At 63.5% G+C, this 18,397-nt stretch carries 18 protein-coding genes; all 18 read left to right on the top strand.

Annotation, left to right across the window (positions count from 1 at the left end; all coding sequences use genetic code 11):
• Positions 1-44: 44 nt before the first annotated feature.
• The 18 genes from leuC (at position 45) to SPISAL_RS06495 (ending at position 18,323) form a co-directional block, all read left to right on the top strand.
• Complete coding sequence (leuC, locus tag SPISAL_RS06580) at positions 45-1,454, top strand: 3-isopropylmalate dehydratase large subunit (RefSeq protein WP_016353698.1); 1,410 nt, start codon at positions 45-47, stop codon at positions 1,452-1,454.
• Between the two features lie 2 nt (positions 1,455-1,456).
• Complete coding sequence (leuD, locus tag SPISAL_RS06575; protein ID WP_016353697.1) at positions 1,457-2,110, top strand: 3-isopropylmalate dehydratase small subunit; 654 nt, start codon at positions 1,457-1,459, stop codon at positions 2,108-2,110.
• A complete protein-coding gene (gene leuB, locus SPISAL_RS06570; RefSeq protein ID WP_016353696.1) occupies positions 2,107-3,195 on the top strand; it encodes a 3-isopropylmalate dehydrogenase in 1,089 nt (362 codons plus the stop codon). Before leuD ends, leuB begins: the two co-directional genes overlap by 4 nt.
• Positions 3,196-3,231: 36 nt before the next feature.
• Positions 3,232-4,344, top strand: a complete 1,113-nt coding sequence (gene asd, locus SPISAL_RS06565; RefSeq protein WP_016353695.1) for an aspartate-semialdehyde dehydrogenase — start codon at positions 3,232-3,234, stop codon at positions 4,342-4,344.
• Positions 4,345-4,396: 52 nt separating this feature from the next.
• Complete coding sequence (gene truA / locus SPISAL_RS06560; protein ID WP_016353694.1) at positions 4,397-5,197, top strand: tRNA pseudouridine(38-40) synthase TruA; 801 nt, start codon at positions 4,397-4,399, stop codon at positions 5,195-5,197.
• A 9-nt stretch (positions 5,198-5,206) separates the two neighbouring features.
• A complete protein-coding gene (locus SPISAL_RS06555; RefSeq protein ID WP_016353693.1) occupies positions 5,207-5,836 on the top strand; it encodes a phosphoribosylanthranilate isomerase in 630 nt (209 codons plus the stop codon).
• Entirely contained in the window at positions 5,811-7,043 is a 1,233-nt protein-coding gene (gene trpB / locus SPISAL_RS06550; protein WP_016353692.1) for a tryptophan synthase subunit beta, read from the top strand. Before SPISAL_RS06555 ends, trpB begins: the two co-directional genes overlap by 26 nt.
• A complete protein-coding gene (trpA, locus tag SPISAL_RS06545) occupies positions 7,040-7,864 on the top strand; it encodes a tryptophan synthase subunit alpha (RefSeq protein WP_016353691.1) in 825 nt (274 codons plus the stop codon). The genes trpB and trpA overlap by 4 nt, the downstream gene beginning before the upstream one ends.
• Entirely contained in the window at positions 7,861-8,760 is a 900-nt protein-coding gene (gene accD / locus SPISAL_RS06540; RefSeq protein WP_016353690.1) for an acetyl-CoA carboxylase, carboxyltransferase subunit beta, read from the top strand. The genes trpA and accD overlap by 4 nt, the downstream gene beginning before the upstream one ends.
• Positions 8,723-10,072, top strand: a complete 1,350-nt coding sequence (locus tag SPISAL_RS06535; protein ID WP_016353689.1) for a bifunctional folylpolyglutamate synthase/dihydrofolate synthase — start codon at positions 8,723-8,725, stop codon at positions 10,070-10,072. The genes accD and SPISAL_RS06535 overlap by 38 nt, the downstream gene beginning before the upstream one ends.
• 16 nt (positions 10,073-10,088) lie before the next feature.
• The gene (locus tag SPISAL_RS06530; protein WP_016353688.1) at positions 10,089-10,598 is read left to right on the top strand and encodes an SPOR domain-containing protein; all 510 of its coding nucleotides are present in this window, start codon (positions 10,089-10,091) and stop codon (positions 10,596-10,598) included.
• A gap of 37 nt (positions 10,599-10,635) precedes the next feature.
• The gene (locus tag SPISAL_RS06525) at positions 10,636-11,214 is read left to right on the top strand and encodes a CvpA family protein (RefSeq protein WP_016353687.1); all 579 of its coding nucleotides are present in this window, start codon (positions 10,636-10,638) and stop codon (positions 11,212-11,214) included.
• 6 nt (positions 11,215-11,220) lie between these two features.
• Positions 11,221-12,729 (top strand): amidophosphoribosyltransferase, encoded by a 1,509-nt coding sequence (gene purF, locus SPISAL_RS06520; protein WP_016353686.1) that lies wholly within the window; start codon positions 11,221-11,223, stop codon positions 12,727-12,729.
• Positions 12,726-13,901 carry an O-succinylhomoserine sulfhydrylase gene (locus SPISAL_RS06515; protein ID WP_016353685.1) on the top strand — a complete coding sequence of 392 codons (1,176 nt, stop codon included), beginning with the start codon at positions 12,726-12,728 and terminating at the stop codon, positions 13,899-13,901. Before purF ends, SPISAL_RS06515 begins: the two co-directional genes overlap by 4 nt.
• Positions 13,879-15,114 (top strand): DUF4147 domain-containing protein, encoded by a 1,236-nt coding sequence (locus SPISAL_RS06510; protein ID WP_016353684.1) that lies wholly within the window; start codon positions 13,879-13,881, stop codon positions 15,112-15,114. Before SPISAL_RS06515 ends, SPISAL_RS06510 begins: the two co-directional genes overlap by 23 nt.
• 222 nt (positions 15,115-15,336) lie before the next feature.
• Entirely contained in the window at positions 15,337-16,536 is a 1,200-nt protein-coding gene (gene proV, locus SPISAL_RS06505; protein ID WP_016353683.1) for a glycine betaine/L-proline ABC transporter ATP-binding protein ProV, read from the top strand.
• Positions 16,536-17,387: an ABC transporter permease gene (locus tag SPISAL_RS06500; RefSeq protein WP_016353682.1), complete on the top strand. Its 852-nt coding sequence runs from the start codon at positions 16,536-16,538 to the stop codon at positions 17,385-17,387. Before proV ends, SPISAL_RS06500 begins: the two co-directional genes overlap by 1 nt.
• A gap of 69 nt (positions 17,388-17,456) precedes the next feature.
• On the top strand, positions 17,457-18,323 hold the full coding sequence (locus tag SPISAL_RS06495; RefSeq protein ID WP_041389796.1) for a glycine betaine ABC transporter substrate-binding protein: 867 nt from the start codon (positions 17,457-17,459) through the stop codon (positions 18,321-18,323).
• Positions 18,324-18,397 lie beyond the last annotated feature (74 nt).

The following is an 18,397-nucleotide window of genomic DNA, read 5'->3' as shown; positions in this document are numbered from 1 at the left end:
TCCGAATGTTGCCTACTGGCACCGTGACATGGCGAGGAACCCCCATGAGTGGAAAGACACTCTACGACAGGCTTTGGGAAGCGCACGTCGTCCGCGACAACGGCGACGGGACGGCGCTGTTGTATATCGATCGGCAGCTGGTGCACGAGGTGACTTCGCCCCAGGCCTTTGAGGGGCTGCGTCTGGCCAATCGCCCACTCTGGCGGGTGGACGCCAACCTGGCTGTGGTTGATCACAATGTGCCGACCACGGGTCGCGCCCAGGGTATCGCTGACCCGGTCTCGGCCCTGCAGGTCGAGACGCTGACCCGGAACTGCCAGGAATATGGCATCACCCAGTTTGGTCTGCTCGATCGGCGTCAGGGCATCGTGCACATCATCGGGCCTGAACAGGGCGCCACCCAACCCGGGATGACGGTGGTATGCGGCGACTCGCACACCTCAACCCATGGTGCGCTGGGAGCCCTGGCGTTTGGTATCGGCACGTCAGAAGTCGAGCACGCCCTGGCAACGCAAACGGTGGTCCAGTCACGGTCGAAGCGCATGCTGATTCGAGTGGATGGTCAGGCGGGCCCTGGTGTCACTGCCAAGGACATCATGCTCGCGATTATCGGCAAGATTGGCACCGCGGGTGGTACGGGTTATGCCGTGGAATATGGTGGCGAGGCGATTCGTGCCTTGCCCATGTCGGGTCGGATGACCATCTGCAACATGTCCATCGAGGCGGGGGCTCGCTGCGGCATGGTCGCCGTGGACGAGACCACCATTGAATACCTGCGCGGCCGTCCCTATGCGCCGACCGGCGAGATGTGGGACCGCGCGGTGGCGTACTGGCGGTCGCTGGTCAGCGACGAGGATGCCGAATTTGATCGGGTAGTCACGCTGGATGCCGCCGAGATCAAGCCCCAGGTCTCCTGGGGAACCTCGCCGGAGATGGTGGTGCCGGTCGACGGTGTCGTGCCCGATCCCGCTGTCGAGCAGGATGAGACCAAGCGCGCTGGCATGCTGCGCGCGTTGGAATACATGGGCCTTGAGCCCGGTACCCCGATTCGGGAGATCTGCCCGGAAAAAGTGTTCATCGGCTCCTGCACCAATGCGCGGATTGAGGACCTGCGGGCGGCCGCTCGCGTATTGCGGGGCAAGCGCATTGCCGCCGGGATTCGTGAGGCGATGGTCGTTCCCGGCTCGGGCCTGGTGAAGTGGCAGGCCGAGCAGGAGGGACTCGATCAGGTGTTCAAGGCCGCCGGCTTCCAGTGGCGGGATGCCGGATGCTCGATGTGTCTGGGCATGAACCCCGATCGGCTCAGTCCGGGCGAGCGCTGCGCGTCCACCTCTAATCGCAACTTCGAGGGTCGCCAGGGCGCAGGCGGACGCACTCATCTGGTGAGCCCGGAAATGGCGGCCGCCGCTGCCGTGGCGGGGCATTTCGTGGATGTCAGCGAGGTGGAAGCATGAGCATGGAACCATTGACCCAGGTCGAAGGCCTGGTCGCGCCGCTGGATCGCTCCAATGTCGACACCGACGCGATCATTCCGAAGCAGTTCCTGAAGTCCATTCATCGCACGGGATTCGGGCCGAACCTCTTTGATGAATGGCGTTATCTGGATGAGGGGCAGCCGGGACAGGATTGCAGCGACCGCCCGCTCAACCCAGACTTCGTTCTTAACCAGCCGCGCTATCAGGGGGCAAGCATTCTGCTGGCCCGTGAGAACTTTGGCTGCGGCTCGTCGCGCGAGCATGCCCCCTGGGCGCTCGCCGGTTTTGGCTTTCGGGTGCTGATTGCCCCGAGCTTTGCGGATATTTTCTATAACAACTGCTCGAAGAACGGCATTCTCGCCCTCAGCTTGCCGGCTGACTCAGTGCAGGCGTTGTTCGAAGCAACCTGGGCCAACGAAGGGTACACACTGACGGTGGACCTCCCGGCCCAGCAGGTCGTGACACCCGAAGGCGCCGTGCATTCATTCGATATCGATCCCCACCGCAAGCACATGCTGGTGGAGGGTCTCGATGAAATCGGGCTGACGCTCAACCACGCCGACGAGATTCGCGCCTACGAGGCCCAGCGACGGAACGTCACGCCCTGGTTGTTCGCTGATCAGGCCGGCGCATGACCCATCGCGTGCTGATGCTGCCGGGCGATCACATTGGCCCGGAAATCGTGGCGGAAGCCGATAAGGTGCTTCGCTGTCTTGCGGATGCCTTCGGTCTGGCGGTCGAACTCGAGTATGCCAACCTGGGCGGCTGTGCCGTGGACGCTGAGGGCACGCCGCTGCCGGCGTCAACGCTTGGCCTGGCGCGTCAGGCCGATGCGGCCTTGCTGGGGGCTGTCGGGGGGCCTGAGTGGGATGGTCTGGCGCGTGAACGCCGCCCGGAGCGTGGCTTGCTCGCGATCCGCGCAGAGCTCGGCCTTTTCGCCAACCTGCGCCCCGCCATCCTGTTTCCCGAACTGGCTGGCGCGTCCAGCCTTCGTCCGGAGGTGGTTTCCGGTCTTGATATTCTGATCGTCCGTGAACTCACGGGCGGCATTTATTTCGGCGATCCCCGCGGCATTCGCGAGCGCACGGACGGGGTGCGCGAAGGCTTTAACACCCTGGTTTACGGCGCGGACGAAATCGCCCGGATTGGCCAGGTGGCCTTTGCCGCCGCCGAGCGGCGGGGAGGGCAGCTCTGCTCGGTCGACAAGGCGAACGTGCTGGAATCCAGTGAGCTCTGGCGCGAGGTGATGACGGGGCTGGCACCGAGTCATCCGGGCGTCGAGCTCAGCCACATGTATGTCGACAACGCGGCGATGCAGCTGGTGCGTGCGCCTCGTCAGTTCGACGTGATGGTGACCGGCAACCTGTTCGGCGACATCCTTTCGGACTGTGCGGCCATGCTCACTGGCTCGATCGGGATGCTGCCGTCCGCTTCTCTCGACGAGCAGGGTTTTGGCCTCTATGAGCCGGTGCATGGCTCGGCACCGGATATTGCCGGGCAGGGCAAGGCCAATCCGCTGGCGACGCTGTTGTCTGTCGCCATGATGTTGCGGCATAGCCTGGATGAGGGTGATCTCGCCGATCGCGTTGAGCGAGCTGTCGCCCGCGTACTTGCAAGCGGGCTTCGCACCGCGGATCTGGCCGCACCCGGCGACTCGGTCACACCGACGGCCGCCATGGGGGATGCCGTGGTCGAGGCGCTGAGGGCCGAGGCGGGCTGAACACCGACCCATTCGCATTCGATTCCAGAGGTTGTCATGAAAAAAGTAGGTTTTGTCGGCTGGCGCGGCATGGTCGGTTCGGTGCTAATGGACCGTATGCGTGCCGAGAATGATTTTGCTGACATCGAGCCGGTCTTCTTTTCCACGTCACAGACAGGATTGCCCGGGCCTGAAGTCGGCAAGCCGGTGCCGACACTGGCGGATGCCCATGATCTCGACGCCCTTAGCGCGATGGATGCCATCGTGACCTGTCAGGGGGGTGATTACACCGCGGCGGTTTATGACGCGCTGCGCAAGGCGGGTTGGCAAGGCTTCTGGATTGATGCGGCCTCAACCCTGCGAATGCAGGATGACAGCGTCATCGTGCTGGATCCGGTGAATGCAGGCGTCATTCGTCAGGCCCTGGCGGAGGGCACTCGGACCTTCGTCGGCGGCAATTGCACCGTCAGCCTCATGCTCATGGCCATCGGTGGGTTGTTCGAGCATGACCTCGTTGAGTGGATCACGCCCATGACCTATCAGGCGGCCTCCGGGTCCGGCGCTCAGCACATGCGAGAGCTGCTGCGCCAGATGGGTTACTTGCGGGATGCCGCTGGTGATCGGCTGGATGAAGCGGCCGGCGCCATCCTCGAGATCGATCAGGGCGTGACGGCCGCGCTGAACAGTGCCGCGTACCCCGCCGAGCAGTTCGGCGTACCGCTGGCAGGTAGCCTCATCCCGTGGATCGATAAGCCGATGGACTCCGGACAGAGCCGCGAGGAATGGAAAGCGGGCGTCGAGACCAACAAGATCCTCGGCCGCTACCACGAGCCGATTCCTATTGACGGAATTTGCGTTCGGATCGGTGCCATGCGCTCTCATGCGCAGGCCCTCACCATTAAATTGCGCCGAGATGCGCCCCTGGCAGATATTGAGCAGATGCTGGCCGAGGCCAATGAGTCGGTGCATGTCGTGCCCAACGAGCCCACGCCGAGTCAGCAGCAGCTCACCCCCGCGGCCGTGAGCGGGTCGCTGGACATCCCGGTTGGGCGCCTGCGCAAGCTGAGCATGGGCCCGGAGTATCTGGCGGCGTTCACCGTGGGCGATCAGCTGCTCTGGGGCGCGGCAGAGCCGCTCCGGCGCATGCTGCGCCTGGTTGTTGCCGACTGATGCGCTGCAATCTGTCGCGTGAGGATCCTTCGCTCTCACCGCGGGGCTAGCCGTGCCGCGCATCGCTTTGGGTCTGGAATACGATGGCAGCGCCTATCGGGGCTGGCAGACCCAGGCGCATGCAGTCGCCGTGCAGTCCGAGCTGGAGGCGGCCCTGGCAGAGATTGCCGGTCATCCGGTGCGGGTCACCGCTGCCGGGCGGACTGATGCGGGTGTCCATGCCTGTTCCCAAGTGGTGCATTTTGACACGGAGGCCGAGCGCCCGGATCGGGCCTGGGTGCGGGGCGTTAATACCCACCTGCCAGCGGATATCGGGGTGCGCTGGGTAGCCCACCCAGGCAAGAGATTTGATGCGCGGCGTAGCGGTGTCGCCCGGCGGTATCGCTACCTGCTTCAGTCAAGCGCACTCGCCCCGGTTCTCATGCGCAACCGAGTGGGCTGGACATGGAAGGCCCTGGACCTCGAGCCCATGCAGGCCGCGGCGGGCTGTCTGCTGGGTGAGCACGATTTCAGCAGCTTTCGTGCCGCGGGTTGTCAGGCGCGGCATCCCGTTCGAACGGTGACCGAGGTGTCGCTGGCGCGCCGCGGGGCACTGATTGCCTTGGAGATTGAGGCCAATGCCTTTTTGCACCATATGGTGCGCAACGTGGTGGGGTCTTTGATGGTGATCGGATCCGGTGAGCGTCCGTCTGGCTGGCTGGCGGATGTCCTGCAGGCACGGGATCGGCGCGTCGCCGGTGTTACGGCGCCGGCAGCCGGGTTGTATCTGCTTGGGGTTCGTTATCCGGCGCCCTTCGATTTGCCAGGGCCAGCGACGACGCCGGCTTTTGCGTCCATTCCGACCGGCGAGTAAGCTAACGAAGTGCGTACGCGAATCAAGATCTGCGGGATTACGCGGCCCGACGACGGGGTTTTCGCGGCTGAAGCGGGCGCGGATGCCATTGGGCTTGTCTTTCACGAAGCGAGTCCGCGTGCGGTGTCACCGCATCAGGCAGCGCAGATTATCGCTGCGCTACCACCCCTGGTGGTCGCTGTGGGGCTCTTTCTGGATGCCGAACCGCAGGCGGTTCGTGAGATCCTGGCGGTCGTGCCACTGGATGTGCTGCAATTTCATGGCAGTGAGCCAGCGGATTACTGCACCAGTTTTGGCCGGCGCTACATGAAATCCGTTGGTATGGCTGGCGGAGATCCCTGGGCGGTGGCCGCTGCGCACCCCCGGGCATCTGCTTTGTTGCTGGATGGCCACGCGCCGGGCGCCGCTGGCGGCAGCGGTGAGTCCTTCGACTGGGGGCAGGCATTGCCCGACAGTCATCGTATAATTATCGCCGGTGGTCTTGGCCCGGATAATGTCGCCGAGGCCGTCCGCAAGACACGACCCTGGGGCGTTGACTGCAGTAGTGCGGTTGAATCGGCCCCGGGCATCAAGGATGACCATCAGGTCGCCGCCTTTACAGAAGAGGTCTACCGTGTCCAACGTCATACAGGCCATTGAAACGGCCGTTGATTACGGCCAGTTCCCCGATCCCGCCGGCCACTTCGGCCCCTATGGCGGGCGGTTTGTGCCAGAGCTGCTGATTGCCCCACTTGAGGAGCTCTCCGCGGCCTATGCGCGCTATCGGGATGACGCCGAGTTCCGCGCCCAGCTCGACTCGGATTTGAAGTACTACGTGGGCCGCCCGACCCCGCTCTATCTTGCCGAGCGCTGGTCGAACAACGTCGGTGGGGCGCGCATCTACCTGAAGCGCGAGGACCTGGATCATACGGGCGCGCACAAGATCAACAACACCATGGGGCAGGCCTTGCTGGCTGTGCGCATGGGGAAAAAGCGAATCGTTGCGGAAACGGGCGCGGGCCAGCATGGCGTGGCCACAGCGGCGGTGTGCGCCCGGCTTGGGCTGGAGTGCATTGTTTACATGGGCGCCGAGGATGTTCGTCGGCAGTCGGTGAACGTCTATCGGATGCGGCTGATGGGGGCCAAGGTGGTGCCGGTGGACTCCGGTACGCGGACGCTGAAAGACGCCCTGAACGAGGCGTTCCGCGACTGGGCAGCCAATGTGGATAGTACCTTCTACATCATTGGTACCGTCGCTGGCCCGCACCCGTATCCGGAGATGGTGCGCGACTTCCAGTCGGTCATTGGCCGGGAAACGCGTGAGCAGTGCCTCGCCGAACATGGGCGCCTGCCTGATGCGGTGGTGGCCTGCGTGGGTGGTGGATCGAATGCCATCGGTATTTTCCATCCGTTTCTGGAAGATCGCGAGGTCGCCATTTACGGTGTCGAGGCGGGCGGTGACGGCGTGGAGACCGGACGCCACGCCGCGCCTCTGTCGGCCGGCCGGCCCGGGGTGCTGCATGGCAACCGCACTTACCTGATGGAGAATGAGGACGGCCAGATCATGCCAACGCATTCTGTATCAGCCGGACTCGATTATCCCGGTGTGGGCCCAGAGCATGCCTGGCTCAAGGACGGTGGCCGGGTGAACTACATCGCGGTCAACGACGATGCAGCGCTGGCGGCCTTTCACTCGCTGGCGCAGACCGAGGGGATTATCCCGGCACTGGAAACCGCCCATGCCATTGCTTACGCCGAGGATCTGGCGCGCGAGATGCGGCCGGATCAGACCATTGTGGTTAACTGCTCCGGGCGTGGCGACAAGGATATCAACACCGTGGCGGAAGTTGAGGGGATGACCCTATGAGCCGGATCGAGCATCGGTTTGCCCAGCGACGCGCCGAAGGGCGCCGCACGCTGGTGACGTACCTTACGGGCGGCGACCCGCATCCTGAGGCGACGGTGCCCATGATGCATGAGCTGGTGGCTGCCGGGGCAGACGTGATTGAGGTCGGTATGCCGTTCTCGGATCCGATGGCGGACGGGCCAGTGATTCAGGCGGCCTGCGATCGCGCCTTGGCACATGGCACCGGTATCAATGGCGTCCTTGAGATGATTCGCGCCTTCCGGCGTGAAGACCAGGATACCCCCGTGGTGCTGATGGGCTATCTCAATCCCATCGAGCAGACCGGTTATCTCGACTTTGCTCGGTCGGCGGCTGCGGCCGGCGTCGATGGCGTCCTGACCGTTGATTTGCCGCCTGAGGAGGGGCACGACCTGGTCGGCGCACTGGCCGAGCATGATCTTGATCCCATCTGGCTGATTGCACCCACCACGGGCATCGAGCGGATCCAGTCGATTTGCGATCATGCGCGCGGATTCGTCTATTACATCTCGCTCAAGGGCGTGACTGGCGCGGCCACATTGGATGTCGACAGCGTGGCGAGCCACGTGGATGCAATCCGTCAGGCGACGCAGCTGCCCGTTGGGGTGGGATTTGGCGTGCGCGATGGTGCCGATGCCGGCCGCCTGGGTCAGGTGGCTGATGCCGTGGTGGTCGGGAGTGCGATTGTCTCGCGGATTGCGGACAACGCGGAGGATTTGAATGCCATGCGCGCCGAGGTGGGTGCATTCACCCGCAGTCTGCGTGCGGGACTGGATGGAACACCGTTGGAGACGGCCTCTTGAGTTGGTTTGAGAAACTGATGCCCTCGCGCATTCGCACTGAGGGCGGATCGCGTGGCAGTAGTGTGCCAGAAGGCTTGTGGGCCAAATGCGAGGACTGCGGCGCCGTCCTGTATCGCCCGGAAGTCGAGCGTAACCTCGACGTTTGTCCGAAGTGCGACGCCCAGATGCGCATCGGCGCCCGTCGTCGGCTCGAGGTGTTCCTCGATGCCGACAGTGGCGAGGAAATCGCCCCCGACCTCCAGCCTGTGGATATCTTGCGATTCAAGGATTCGCGCCGATATCGCGAACGCCTGGGTCAGGCACAGAAAGCCACGGGTGAGCGGGACGCCCTTGTGGCCATGGCCGGCAAGGTGCAGGGCGTGGCCGTGGTCGCGGTGGCGTTCGAGTTCCGTTTCATGGGTGGGTCCATGGGCGCGGTGGTGGGTGAGCGCTTTGTGCGCGCAGTCGATCATGCACGCGCCACCGGCGCGCCACTGGTGTGCTTTAGCGCCAGTGGCGGCGCCCGCATGCAGGAAGCCCTGTTCTCCCTGATGCAGATGGCAAAAACCAGCGCGGCGCTGGCGAAACTCTCCGAGTCCGGTGTGCCGTTTGTCAGTGTCCTGACCGATCCCACCATGGGCGGTGTCTCGGCCAGTCTGGCCATGCTGGGCGATGTCATTGTGGCAGAGCCAGGTGCGCTGATCGGGTTTGCCGGCCCACGCGTGATTGAGCAGACGGTGCGTGAAACGCTGCCAGAGGGCTTTCAGCGCAGTGAGTTCCTGCTGGAGCATGGCGCGATTGATTTGATCGTCGACCGCCGCGAGCAGCGCGACCGCATCGCGGCGCTCCTGGCCATGCTGACCCAGGCGACATCACCCCTTGAGCGATCCGGCCGCACGCCGGATGCCGTCGCCTGACCACGCAGTGACCCAAAGCCCACTCGAGGACTGGCTCCGCTGGCTCGAGGGCGTGCATCCTCAAGAGATTGATCTCGGCCTCGCCCGCGTTGGCGCGGTCGCCGACCGGCTCGGGCTTCGCGACGTGGGCACGCCCATCATTACGGTCGCGGGGACGAACGGTAAGGGCAGCACCGTGGCCTGTCTCGAGGCCATGTATACGGCGGCGGGTCAGCAGCCCGGCAGCTACACCTCACCCCATATCCTGCGTTACAACGAACGGATTCGGATCGGGGGTGTTCCGGTTGATGATGCCCTCATCCTGGCGGCTTTCGAGGCGATCGAGGCCGCGCGTGCCGAGATCACACTGACCTATTTCGAGTTTGCAACGCTGGCCGCTGCGTGGTGCTTTCGCGCGCGCCATGCCGCGCCGTGGATTCTGGAAGTGGGCCTGGGTGGACGACTGGATGCCACGAACTGCTTTGATGCTGATTTGGCCGTCGTGACGGCCATCGATCTGGATCACATGGAGTGGCTGGGGGATAACCGGGAAGCCATCGCGGGCGAGAAGATGGGAATCGCTCGCCCGGGGCGTCCCGTCGTTTGCTCTGATCCGCAACCGCCCCGGCGCATTGCCGAGCTGGCTGAAGCGATTGGCGCCCCGCTATGGCAGGTCGGCAGCCACTATGACCTGACGGCTGCCGACGCGTGCTGGAATTGGCGCCATGCATCACAAGCGTTAGATGATCTGCCACGGCCTGCCTGGCTGCCCGACGCGGCCCTCACGAATGCCGCCGGCGCTGTTATGGCCGTGCGGGGTGCGCACGCTGATCTGGCCCTCGACGAGGCGGCGTTACGGGCTGGGCTGGCTCGTGCGCAACTCGCCGGACGTCAGGAGCGGGTGAGCGCGCCGGATGGAGACTGGTTGCTTGATGTTGGGCATAACCCGGCGGCGATTGCGCTGCTGGCGGATCGGCTTGCGACCCACCGGCATCAAGGTCAGGTTCGTCTGGCCTTTGCGCTGATGGCGCGCAAGCCATTGGAGCCGTTAATAACGCAGTTACATCCCGGGGTGACCGAGTGGTTCGTGCTCGATGTTGATGACCCGGCCAGTCATTCGGCCGAAGCAGTGACGGCGGCGCTTCATGCCATCGGTGCCGAGGTTGTGGGGTCGGGTGATGCTGCGGATGCCCGTCGTGTCCTGGGTAGCCGTTGGCAATCGGGCGATTTGAACGTGGCAGCCGGGTCGTTCCGAGTGGTTGAGGCATTCATGCGAACGCAGGAGAGCGCTTGCAACACATCGGGACCCGTCGGACACTTGGGCCTGGATTGACGGGAGGAAGCCGGCTTTGGATCAGCGTTTCAAACAGCGGTTGATTGGCGCCATTGTTCTGGTCGCCCTGGCCATTATTTTCGTGCCGATGCTGCTCAGTGGCCCGGTACAGCAGACCCGGGTGGACATCGAGCTGGACATGCCTGATGCCCCAGAGCGAGAGGAAGTGCCAGCACTGCCTGAGGCCGATCTGCTGGAAGACCCGCCAGAAGAGCTGCCAGAAGACGCGGCGCCTGAGGATGTGGTGACCAGTGAGCCTGTCCCGGAGACTGATGAGTCCGTGCCTGAGGCAGAGCCCGCCTTCTTTGTGCAGGTGGGGGCCTTCGGCAGTCGGGAGAATGCCGAAGGCTTGGCAGCCCGTCTTCGTGATGATGGTTTTGGCATGCGGCTCGTCGAGGAGGGCGGAGACGGCCAGGTGAGCTATCGCGTCCAGGCCGGCCCGTATGATGACCGCGCCGAGGCGGAAGAGCAGGCGCAGGCCCTGGCCGATCAGCACGAACTGCCTGGCTTTATCATCGAGCCATGAGGGTGGCGGCTGATACACTGAACTCGGCGAGATGGCGATGAACTGGCTGGATTACACATTGCTTGGCGTGATCGGCATTTCGGTGCTGATTGGTGTAATCCGGGGTTTTGTCCGCGAAGTGATCTCGGTGGTCTCCTGGGTGGCGGCGTTTATGGTGGCGGTCCGTTACAGCGGCACCGGCGCCGAAGAGTTGGCGCCATGGATCGACTCCCCCATGTTGAGAACGGTGATCGCATTCGCGGCCCTTTTCATCGCAACGCTGCTCGTCGGTGCGCTGATTGGCTACATCGCGCGGGGTTTGGTTGGTCGCACCGGCCTGAGTGGCACGGATCGGCTACTGGGCATTGTGTTCGGGGGCGTGCGCGGCAGCCTGCTCGTGGGCTTGATGATTCTGGCCGCCGGCCTGACTGCGTTGCCTGAAGAAGCATGGTGGCAGGACTCGGTCATTGCCGACGCCTATCAGCCATGGGTCTGCCATCAGCAGATCGGTGGCTGGCTTGGGGCGGCGGAAGCGTATGAGCCGCTGACCCAGGCACCAATGAATGGCTCGGCCGCCTTCGCTTACTGGGAAGCGTTCTGCGGTCACGGTGAGACAACAGACAACGGCAAGGGCTAGGACTTTATGTGTGGCGTGATCGGCATGGTGGCGAAATCGCCAGTGAATCAGGCGCTGTATGACGGCCTGACAGTGCTCCAGCATCGCGGTCAGGACGCAGCGGGGATCATGACCTTCGAGCATGGCCGGCTGCATCTGCGCAAGGACAACGGCCTTGTCCGGGATGTGTTTAGCGCCCAGGACATGATGCAGCTCCAGGGGAATGTCGGGATCGGCCATTGCCGGTATCCGACGGCAGGCTGCTCCAGTTCAGCGGAATCTCAGCCGTTCTACGTGAACTCGCCCTACGGCATCAGCCTGGCGCATAACGGTAACCTCACCAACGCCGACGCCATCAAGCGCGATCTGTTCCTCGAGGATCTGCGCCACATTAACACCAGTTCTGACTCGGAAATCCTCCTCAATGTGTTCGCGCACAAGCTCGGCGAGCTCGGCAAGCTGAGAATTACCGAGGAAGATATCTTTGGCGCGGTCAGTGGCATTCATGAGCGTTGCCGTGGCGGCTATGCGGCGATTGCCATGATCAACGGCTACGGCGTACTGGGCTTTCGCGACCCCAATGGCATTCGCCCGCTGTGTTTCGGCAGTCGCGAGACCGACGCCGGCACGGAATACATGATTGCCTCGGAAAGCGTTGCCCTGAGCGTGCTGGGCTTTACGCTTATCCGTGACGTGGCCCCGGGCGAGGCGGTGTTCATTGACCTCGATGGCCACCTCTACACCCGCCAGTGTGCGGTCGCGCCGCGTCTGGCGCCGTGCATCTTCGAATATGTTTACCTTGCCCGACCGGACTCCATGCTCGATGACGTCTCCGTGTATAAATCACGTTTGCGCATGGGCCGGATGCTGGCGGGCAAGATTCAGCGCGAGTGGGCGCGCCATGATATCGATGTGGTGATCCCGATACCGGATACCAGCCGCACGGCGGCGCTCGATCTGGCGAATGATCTCAATATCACCTATCGCGAGGGCTTCATTAAGAACCGCTATATTGGCCGGACGTTCATCATGCCGGGCCAGGCGGTACGCAAGAAGTCCGTGCGCCAGAAGCTCAACCCGATCGAGCTGGAGTTCCGCGGCAAGAACGTCCTCTTGCTGGATGATTCCATCGTGCGTGGAACGACCTCCGAGCAGATCATCGAAATGGCGCGGGATGCCGGCGCCAACAAGGTGTACTTCGCCTCAGCGGCACCCCCGGTTCGCTACCCGAATGTCTACGGGATCGACATGCCGGCGGCGCGCGAGCTGCTCGCCCATGATCGCGAGGTGAATGACATCCGCCGCCTGATCGGCGCCGATGACATGATTTACCAGGATTTGGGTGATCTGATGGAGGCGGTCCGCGAGGGGAACGAGGCTATCGAGACGTTCGACTGCTCCTGTTTTGATGGCCAGTATGTGACCGGCGACATCAGCGCCGAGTATCTTCTCGCCCTCGAGCAGGCCCGCGCGGATGAGGTGATGAACCGCCCCGCCGTGGCACCCGTCAATGACCTCGGTCGGATGCAGTCATGAGCTGGGGCGCTGACACCACCGGGCTCCGGGGTGGCTGGGAGCGCACGGGCGAGCAGGAACACTCGGAAGCGATTTTCCCCACCTCGAGTTTCAGTTTTGCGAGCGCGGCCGAGGCGGCCGCCCGCTTCTCTGGTGACGAGCCGGGCAATATCTACTCACGCTTCACGAATCCGACGGTGCGGGCGTTTGAAAACCGCCTGGCTGCCATGGAGGGGGGTGAGCGGGCGATTGGAATGGCCTCGGGGATGGCCGCTATCCTCGCCACCTGTCTGTCGCTCTTACGGATGGGCGACCACGTGATCTGCTCGCTGGGCGTCTTCGGGACGACGGCGTCGCTTTTTGCCAATCAGCTCAGTCGCTTCGGGATTACGACGGATTTCGTCTCGCCGACTGACCCCGCGGCCTGGGCGGCCGCGGTACGCCCGGAAACGCGCATGCTTTTCCTGGAGACGCCGTCGAACCCGCTCACGGAGGTTGCCGACATCCAGGCGCTGGCGGATCTGGCGCATGAGAATGACGCCTGGCTGGTGGTGGACAACTGTTTTTGCACCCCTGCGCTGCAGCGCCCGCTCGACTTCGGCGCCGATCTGGTGACGCATTCAGCCACCAAGTACCTGGATGGGCAGGGCCGCTGCGTTGGCGGTGCGGTGGTTGGCGATGCGAAAACGCTGGATGAACAGATCTTTCCCTTTTTGCGCACCGCTGGGCCGAGCATGAGTCCGTTCAATGCGTGGGTGTTCTTAAAGGGGCTGGAAACCCTCGGTGTGCGTATGCGCGCGCATAGCGAACAGGCGCAAGCGCTGGCGCATTGGTTGGTTGATCATCCGCAGGTCGAGCGCGTGTTCTACACCGGGCTGCCAGATCATCCGCAGCGCGACCTGGCGGCTCGGCAGCAGAAGGCCTTCGGTGGCGTTGTCTCCTTTGAAGTGGCTGGCGGGCGTGAGGCGGCCTGGCGTGTCGTGGACGCCACGCAGATGCTGTCCATCACCGCGAACCTTGGCGATGTCCGCACCACGATTACGCATCCAGCCAGCACGACACACGGGCGGGTGCCCGCGGAACAGCGTTTGGCCATGGGGATTCATGAGGGTCTGGTGCGGATCTCCGTAGGCCTCGAAGACCTGGAAGACATTCAGGCTGATCTCGACCGTGGGCTATCCGGATCCGCGTGAGGCCTTGCGGGGCTTCCATCGAGCGGGCATCGTTGCTGTCGAGGGGCGTGCCGCAGTCGCCCGGGCACTGAACGAGCCCTCGGCTATCCCCCATGGCCCATTTCATTTGCTAGCGATTGGCAAGGCGGCCGTCGCGATGGCACACGGTGTGGCCGATCAGCGCGCTGATGATGTCCTTGGCGGGCGAGTCGTTACCCGATGTGGCTATGCTGATGCGGATTTGACCCGGCGTCTCCCGGTCGAGGTCTTGACGGCGCCGCATCCCGTTCCGGATGAACGCAGCCTGGCGGCCGGCCAGGCGCTGGTTGATTATCTTGACGACACGCCAAACGATGCACGCTTTGTTTGTCTGATCTCTGGTGGTGCCTCCAGCCTGGTCGAGCAGCTGGCCGACGGCGCTGACCCCCAGGCGTTGTCAGTGCTCAACGAATGGTTGCTGGGCAGCGGGCTGGATATCGGCCAGATGAACCGAATTCGCACCGCGGTTTCAGGCATCAAGGGCGGTCGACTGGGCGCTCGGTTGCGTGGCCGCCGCGCCGATGTGTTGCTCATCTCGGACGTCCCCGGTGATGATCCGGCGGTGATTGGCTCCGGGCTTTTCTTCGGGCAGAACACCCCGGATGACCCCGCAGAGGTGATCCGGGACTTGCCGGTACAGTTGCCCTTGCCGCCACCCCCGCCCGCTGTGAACAACCCGGCGCTTGTCCGGGTGCACCCCTCGATCATTGCCAGTAACCGCCTCGCCCGCGAGGCAGTGGCGCAGGCCGCGCAGGCCGCGGGGTGGGCGGTATCCTGCTCGGATCAGTTCATTGAGGGAGAGGCCAGTGTGGCTGGCCGGGCGCTCGCCGAGGCCGTTGTCAGTGGCCCACCCGGCATCACGATCTGGGGTGGTGAGCCCACCGTCACACTCCCGGCCAATCCGGGTCGAGGGGGGCGGATGCAGACGCTGGCGCTGGCCGCCGCCTCGGTCATGGCGGATACCGCATGTTGCCTGCTGGCGGCTGGTACGGATGGGGCGGACGGTCCCGGTGAGGATGCCGGCGCCGTGATCGACGGGGGCACGCTCCAGCGAGGCATGGCAAATGGCGATGATCCGGTTACCGCGCTGGCTGCTGCCGATGCGGGCCACTTTCTGGCCGCCAGCGGCGATCTCGTTCAGACCGGGCCAACCGGCACCAATGTCATGGATCTGGTCATCGGCCTGAAATCCTGAGATCCCGTCATAATGGGCTCGGGTGTTCAATCCCTGTTGGCGACGGGGCGGGGCGGGTTGCAAGCCGGTCCGATGACTCCTAGCCTGATGGGTCCCGTGGCCGCTATCGGACGGTATGAGACCGCAGAAAAAGCCTTCCTCCTCACACCGGATGCATCCCGGACGCCCCGCCCATCGTATCGGCGCAACCCCACCACTGAGTCCAGCGGATCGGGGGACAAAATGAGCGCCAAAATCACCGTCGAGCAGCTCTACAAAGTCTTCGGGCCAAACCCTGATGAGGGCATGCGTCTGCTCGAAGAAGGCCTGGACAAGGACGAGATCTTCGAGCGCACCGGGAACACCGTGGGTGTGCGCGACGCCTCGTTCGCCATCGAAGAGGGCGAGATCTTTGTCGTGATGGGCCTGTCGGGTTCAGGTAAGTCCACGATCGTGCGCATGCTCAACCGCCTCATCGATGCCACGGCAGGCCGGGTGCTGATCGACGGCAATGATGTGAACCGCATGTCACGCGATGAGCTCATACAGCTGCGTCGCCAGGATATGAGCATGGTCTTCCAGTCCTTTGCGCTCATGCCCCATAAAACGGTGCTGCAAAACGCCGCCTTTGGCCTGGAGGTCTCCGGCGTCGAGCAGGCCTCGCGGGAAGAGCGCGCCATGAAAGCCCTGGAGCAGGTCGGGCTGAAAGCAAACGCGCGCAGCTATCCCGAGGAGCTCTCGGGAGGCATGCAGCAGCGGGTTGGCCTGGCCCGCGGGTTGGCCGTGGACCCGTCGATCATGCTGATGGATGAGGCCTTTTCTGCGCTGGACCCGTTGATCCGCACGGAGATGCAGGACGAGCTGGTCGCCCTTCAGCGCGAGCATCGCCGGACCATTGTGTTTATCTCCCACGACCTCGATGAAGCGATGCGCATTGGGGATCGGATCGCGATCATGCAGGGCGGCACCGTTGTGCAAGTTGGGACACCGGAAGAAATTGTGGCCAATCCGGCCAACGAATATGTCCGGTCATTTTTCTATGGCGTGGACGTCACCCGGGTCTTCACCGCCGCGGATATTGCCGATCGGCGCCAAGTCACGGTTTTCGAGCGCCCCGGCGTGAAACTGCGCTCAGCGCTCGAGCGCCTGCATGCCAATAACCGTGACCTCGGCGTCGTGCTGGATCAGGACCAGAAGTACCTGGGGACGGTGACGGCTGAGTCGCTGGCCAAGCAGATGGATCAGTCGGGCGAACCGCGCTATGCAGACGCCTTCGTTGCTGATCTCGAGCCGGTGAGCGCTCAGATGCCCCTGGCGGAAGTGGTCACGCGATCCGCCTCGAGCCATCACCCGCTGCCCGTCACCGATGACGACGGGACCTACCTTGGCAGCATCACGAGATCAGCGGTCCTGAAGACGCTGGATCGCTCGGGAGAATCATAATGGCCAAGAATCTCAGAGACTGGATTGATCTGCCTGTGGGAGACGTCGTCGAAGGCGGCGTGGACTGGGTGCGCAATAATCTCGAGGGCCCACTCGACGGCTTCGCCGCCGGGGTGGGGTTCCTGGCCGAGGGCCTCGAGTCCATGCTGCTCTTTCTGCCCGACTGGGTGCTCGGGCCGATCATCATTGCCTTTGCCTGGTGGCGTGTGGGCTGGCGGTTCGGCGCCTTCACCGCGCTGGCCATGCTGCTGATCGCGGCGATGGGGCTCTGGCAGGAGACCATGCAGACCCTGGCGCTGGTGATTGGTGCCAGCATCATCGCGCTGGCAGCCGGGTTGCCCCTGGGTGTCGCCATGGCGCGTCGAAATGGGGTCGCAGCAGTCATCCGCCCGGTGCTGGATTTCATGCAGACCATGCCACCCTTCGTTTATTTGATCCCGGCGGCGATCTTCTTTGGCCTCGGTAAGGTGCCTGGCACGATTGCCACCGTGATCTTTGCCATGCCGCCGGCGGTGCGGCTGACCAATCTCGGCATTCGCCAGGTCAGCCAGGAGAACGTGGAGGCGGGCCTCGCCTTCGGCTGCACCAGCCGCCAGCTCCTCTATAAAGTCCAGATCCCGTTGGCGATGCCATCGATCATGGCGGGCATCAACCAGACCATCATGCTGGCGCTGTCGATGGTGGTCATCGCCTCGATGATTGGCGCGGGTGGCCTCGGTAATACGGTGCTGACAGGGATCCAGCGTCTCGACGTCGGCCTGGGATTTGAAGGGGGCCTCGGCGTGGTGGTCCTGGCCATCCTCCTTGACCGGATGACGCAGAGTTTCGGCACTCGCCGACGACGTGACTGAATTTTCGCGCAAGCGATAATGCCCCCCGTACGCGGGGATAATCTGAAGCGAAGAAGGAGAATCCTGATGTTGAATAAAACATCGCGCATGCTAATGACCGGTGCACTCGGCCTTGCCGTTGCCGGCGGAGCCACTGCACAGGATGACACCGTCGAATTCGGGTGGACCGCCTGGTCGGACGCGGAATTCGTGACCAAACTCGCTGCCCGCCTTATTAACGAGCGTACGGACGTCGAGGCGGAACTGACGCAGACGGATATCGCACCGCAGTACCAGGGCGTGGCTGAGGGCGATATTGACGCCATGATGATGGCCTGGCTCCCGGCGACCCACGGCGACTATTACGAGGAAGTGGCCGCGGACGTCGAGAACCTGGGTGTGCTCTACAACGGCGCCCGTCTTGGCTGGGTTGTGCCGGATTATATTCCGGAAGATCAGCTCTCGAGCCTTGCCGATCTGAACGATCCCGATGTTCAGGACAAGCTTGATGGCACCATCACCGGGATCGACCCGGGTGCAGGCCTGACCTCGCTGTCCGAAGAGGCCCTGGAGACTTACGAACTGGGTGGTTACAACCTCCAGACCTCCAGTGGTGCCGGGATGACGGCCGCGCTGGAGCGGGCCGTAGGCCGTGACGAATGGCTGGTTGCCACGGGCTGGAGCCCGCACTGGAAGTTTGGCGCTTATGAACTGCGGTATCTGGAAGATCCGGAAGGGGCGCTGGGCGGCCCGGAGCGGGTCCATACCCTGGCGCGTTCAGGCTTCTCGGCCGAGCAGCCTGAGATTGCGGCGATGCTGAGCCGGATGTATATCCCGATCGATCAGCTGCAGAAATACATGTTCGAGGCGCGGGAGACGTCCTATGAAGAGGCCATTGGTGCCTTTATCGAGGAGAATCCGGATCGCATCGATTACTGGCTAACTGGCGATGTCTGATCGCTGAACCACGGTAGACACTGAGCCGTGATGTAACGCCCCGCCTTGTGCGGGGCGTTTTGTTTTATCCTCTG

It is taken from the genome of Spiribacter salinus M19-40 (genome assembly GCF_000319575.2).
Lineage (GTDB): Bacteria > Pseudomonadota > Gammaproteobacteria > Nitrococcales > Nitrococcaceae > Spiribacter > Spiribacter salinus.
The sequence above is the reverse complement of the archived record's forward strand: the minus strand, read 5'-3'. Positions and strand labels throughout refer to the sequence as shown.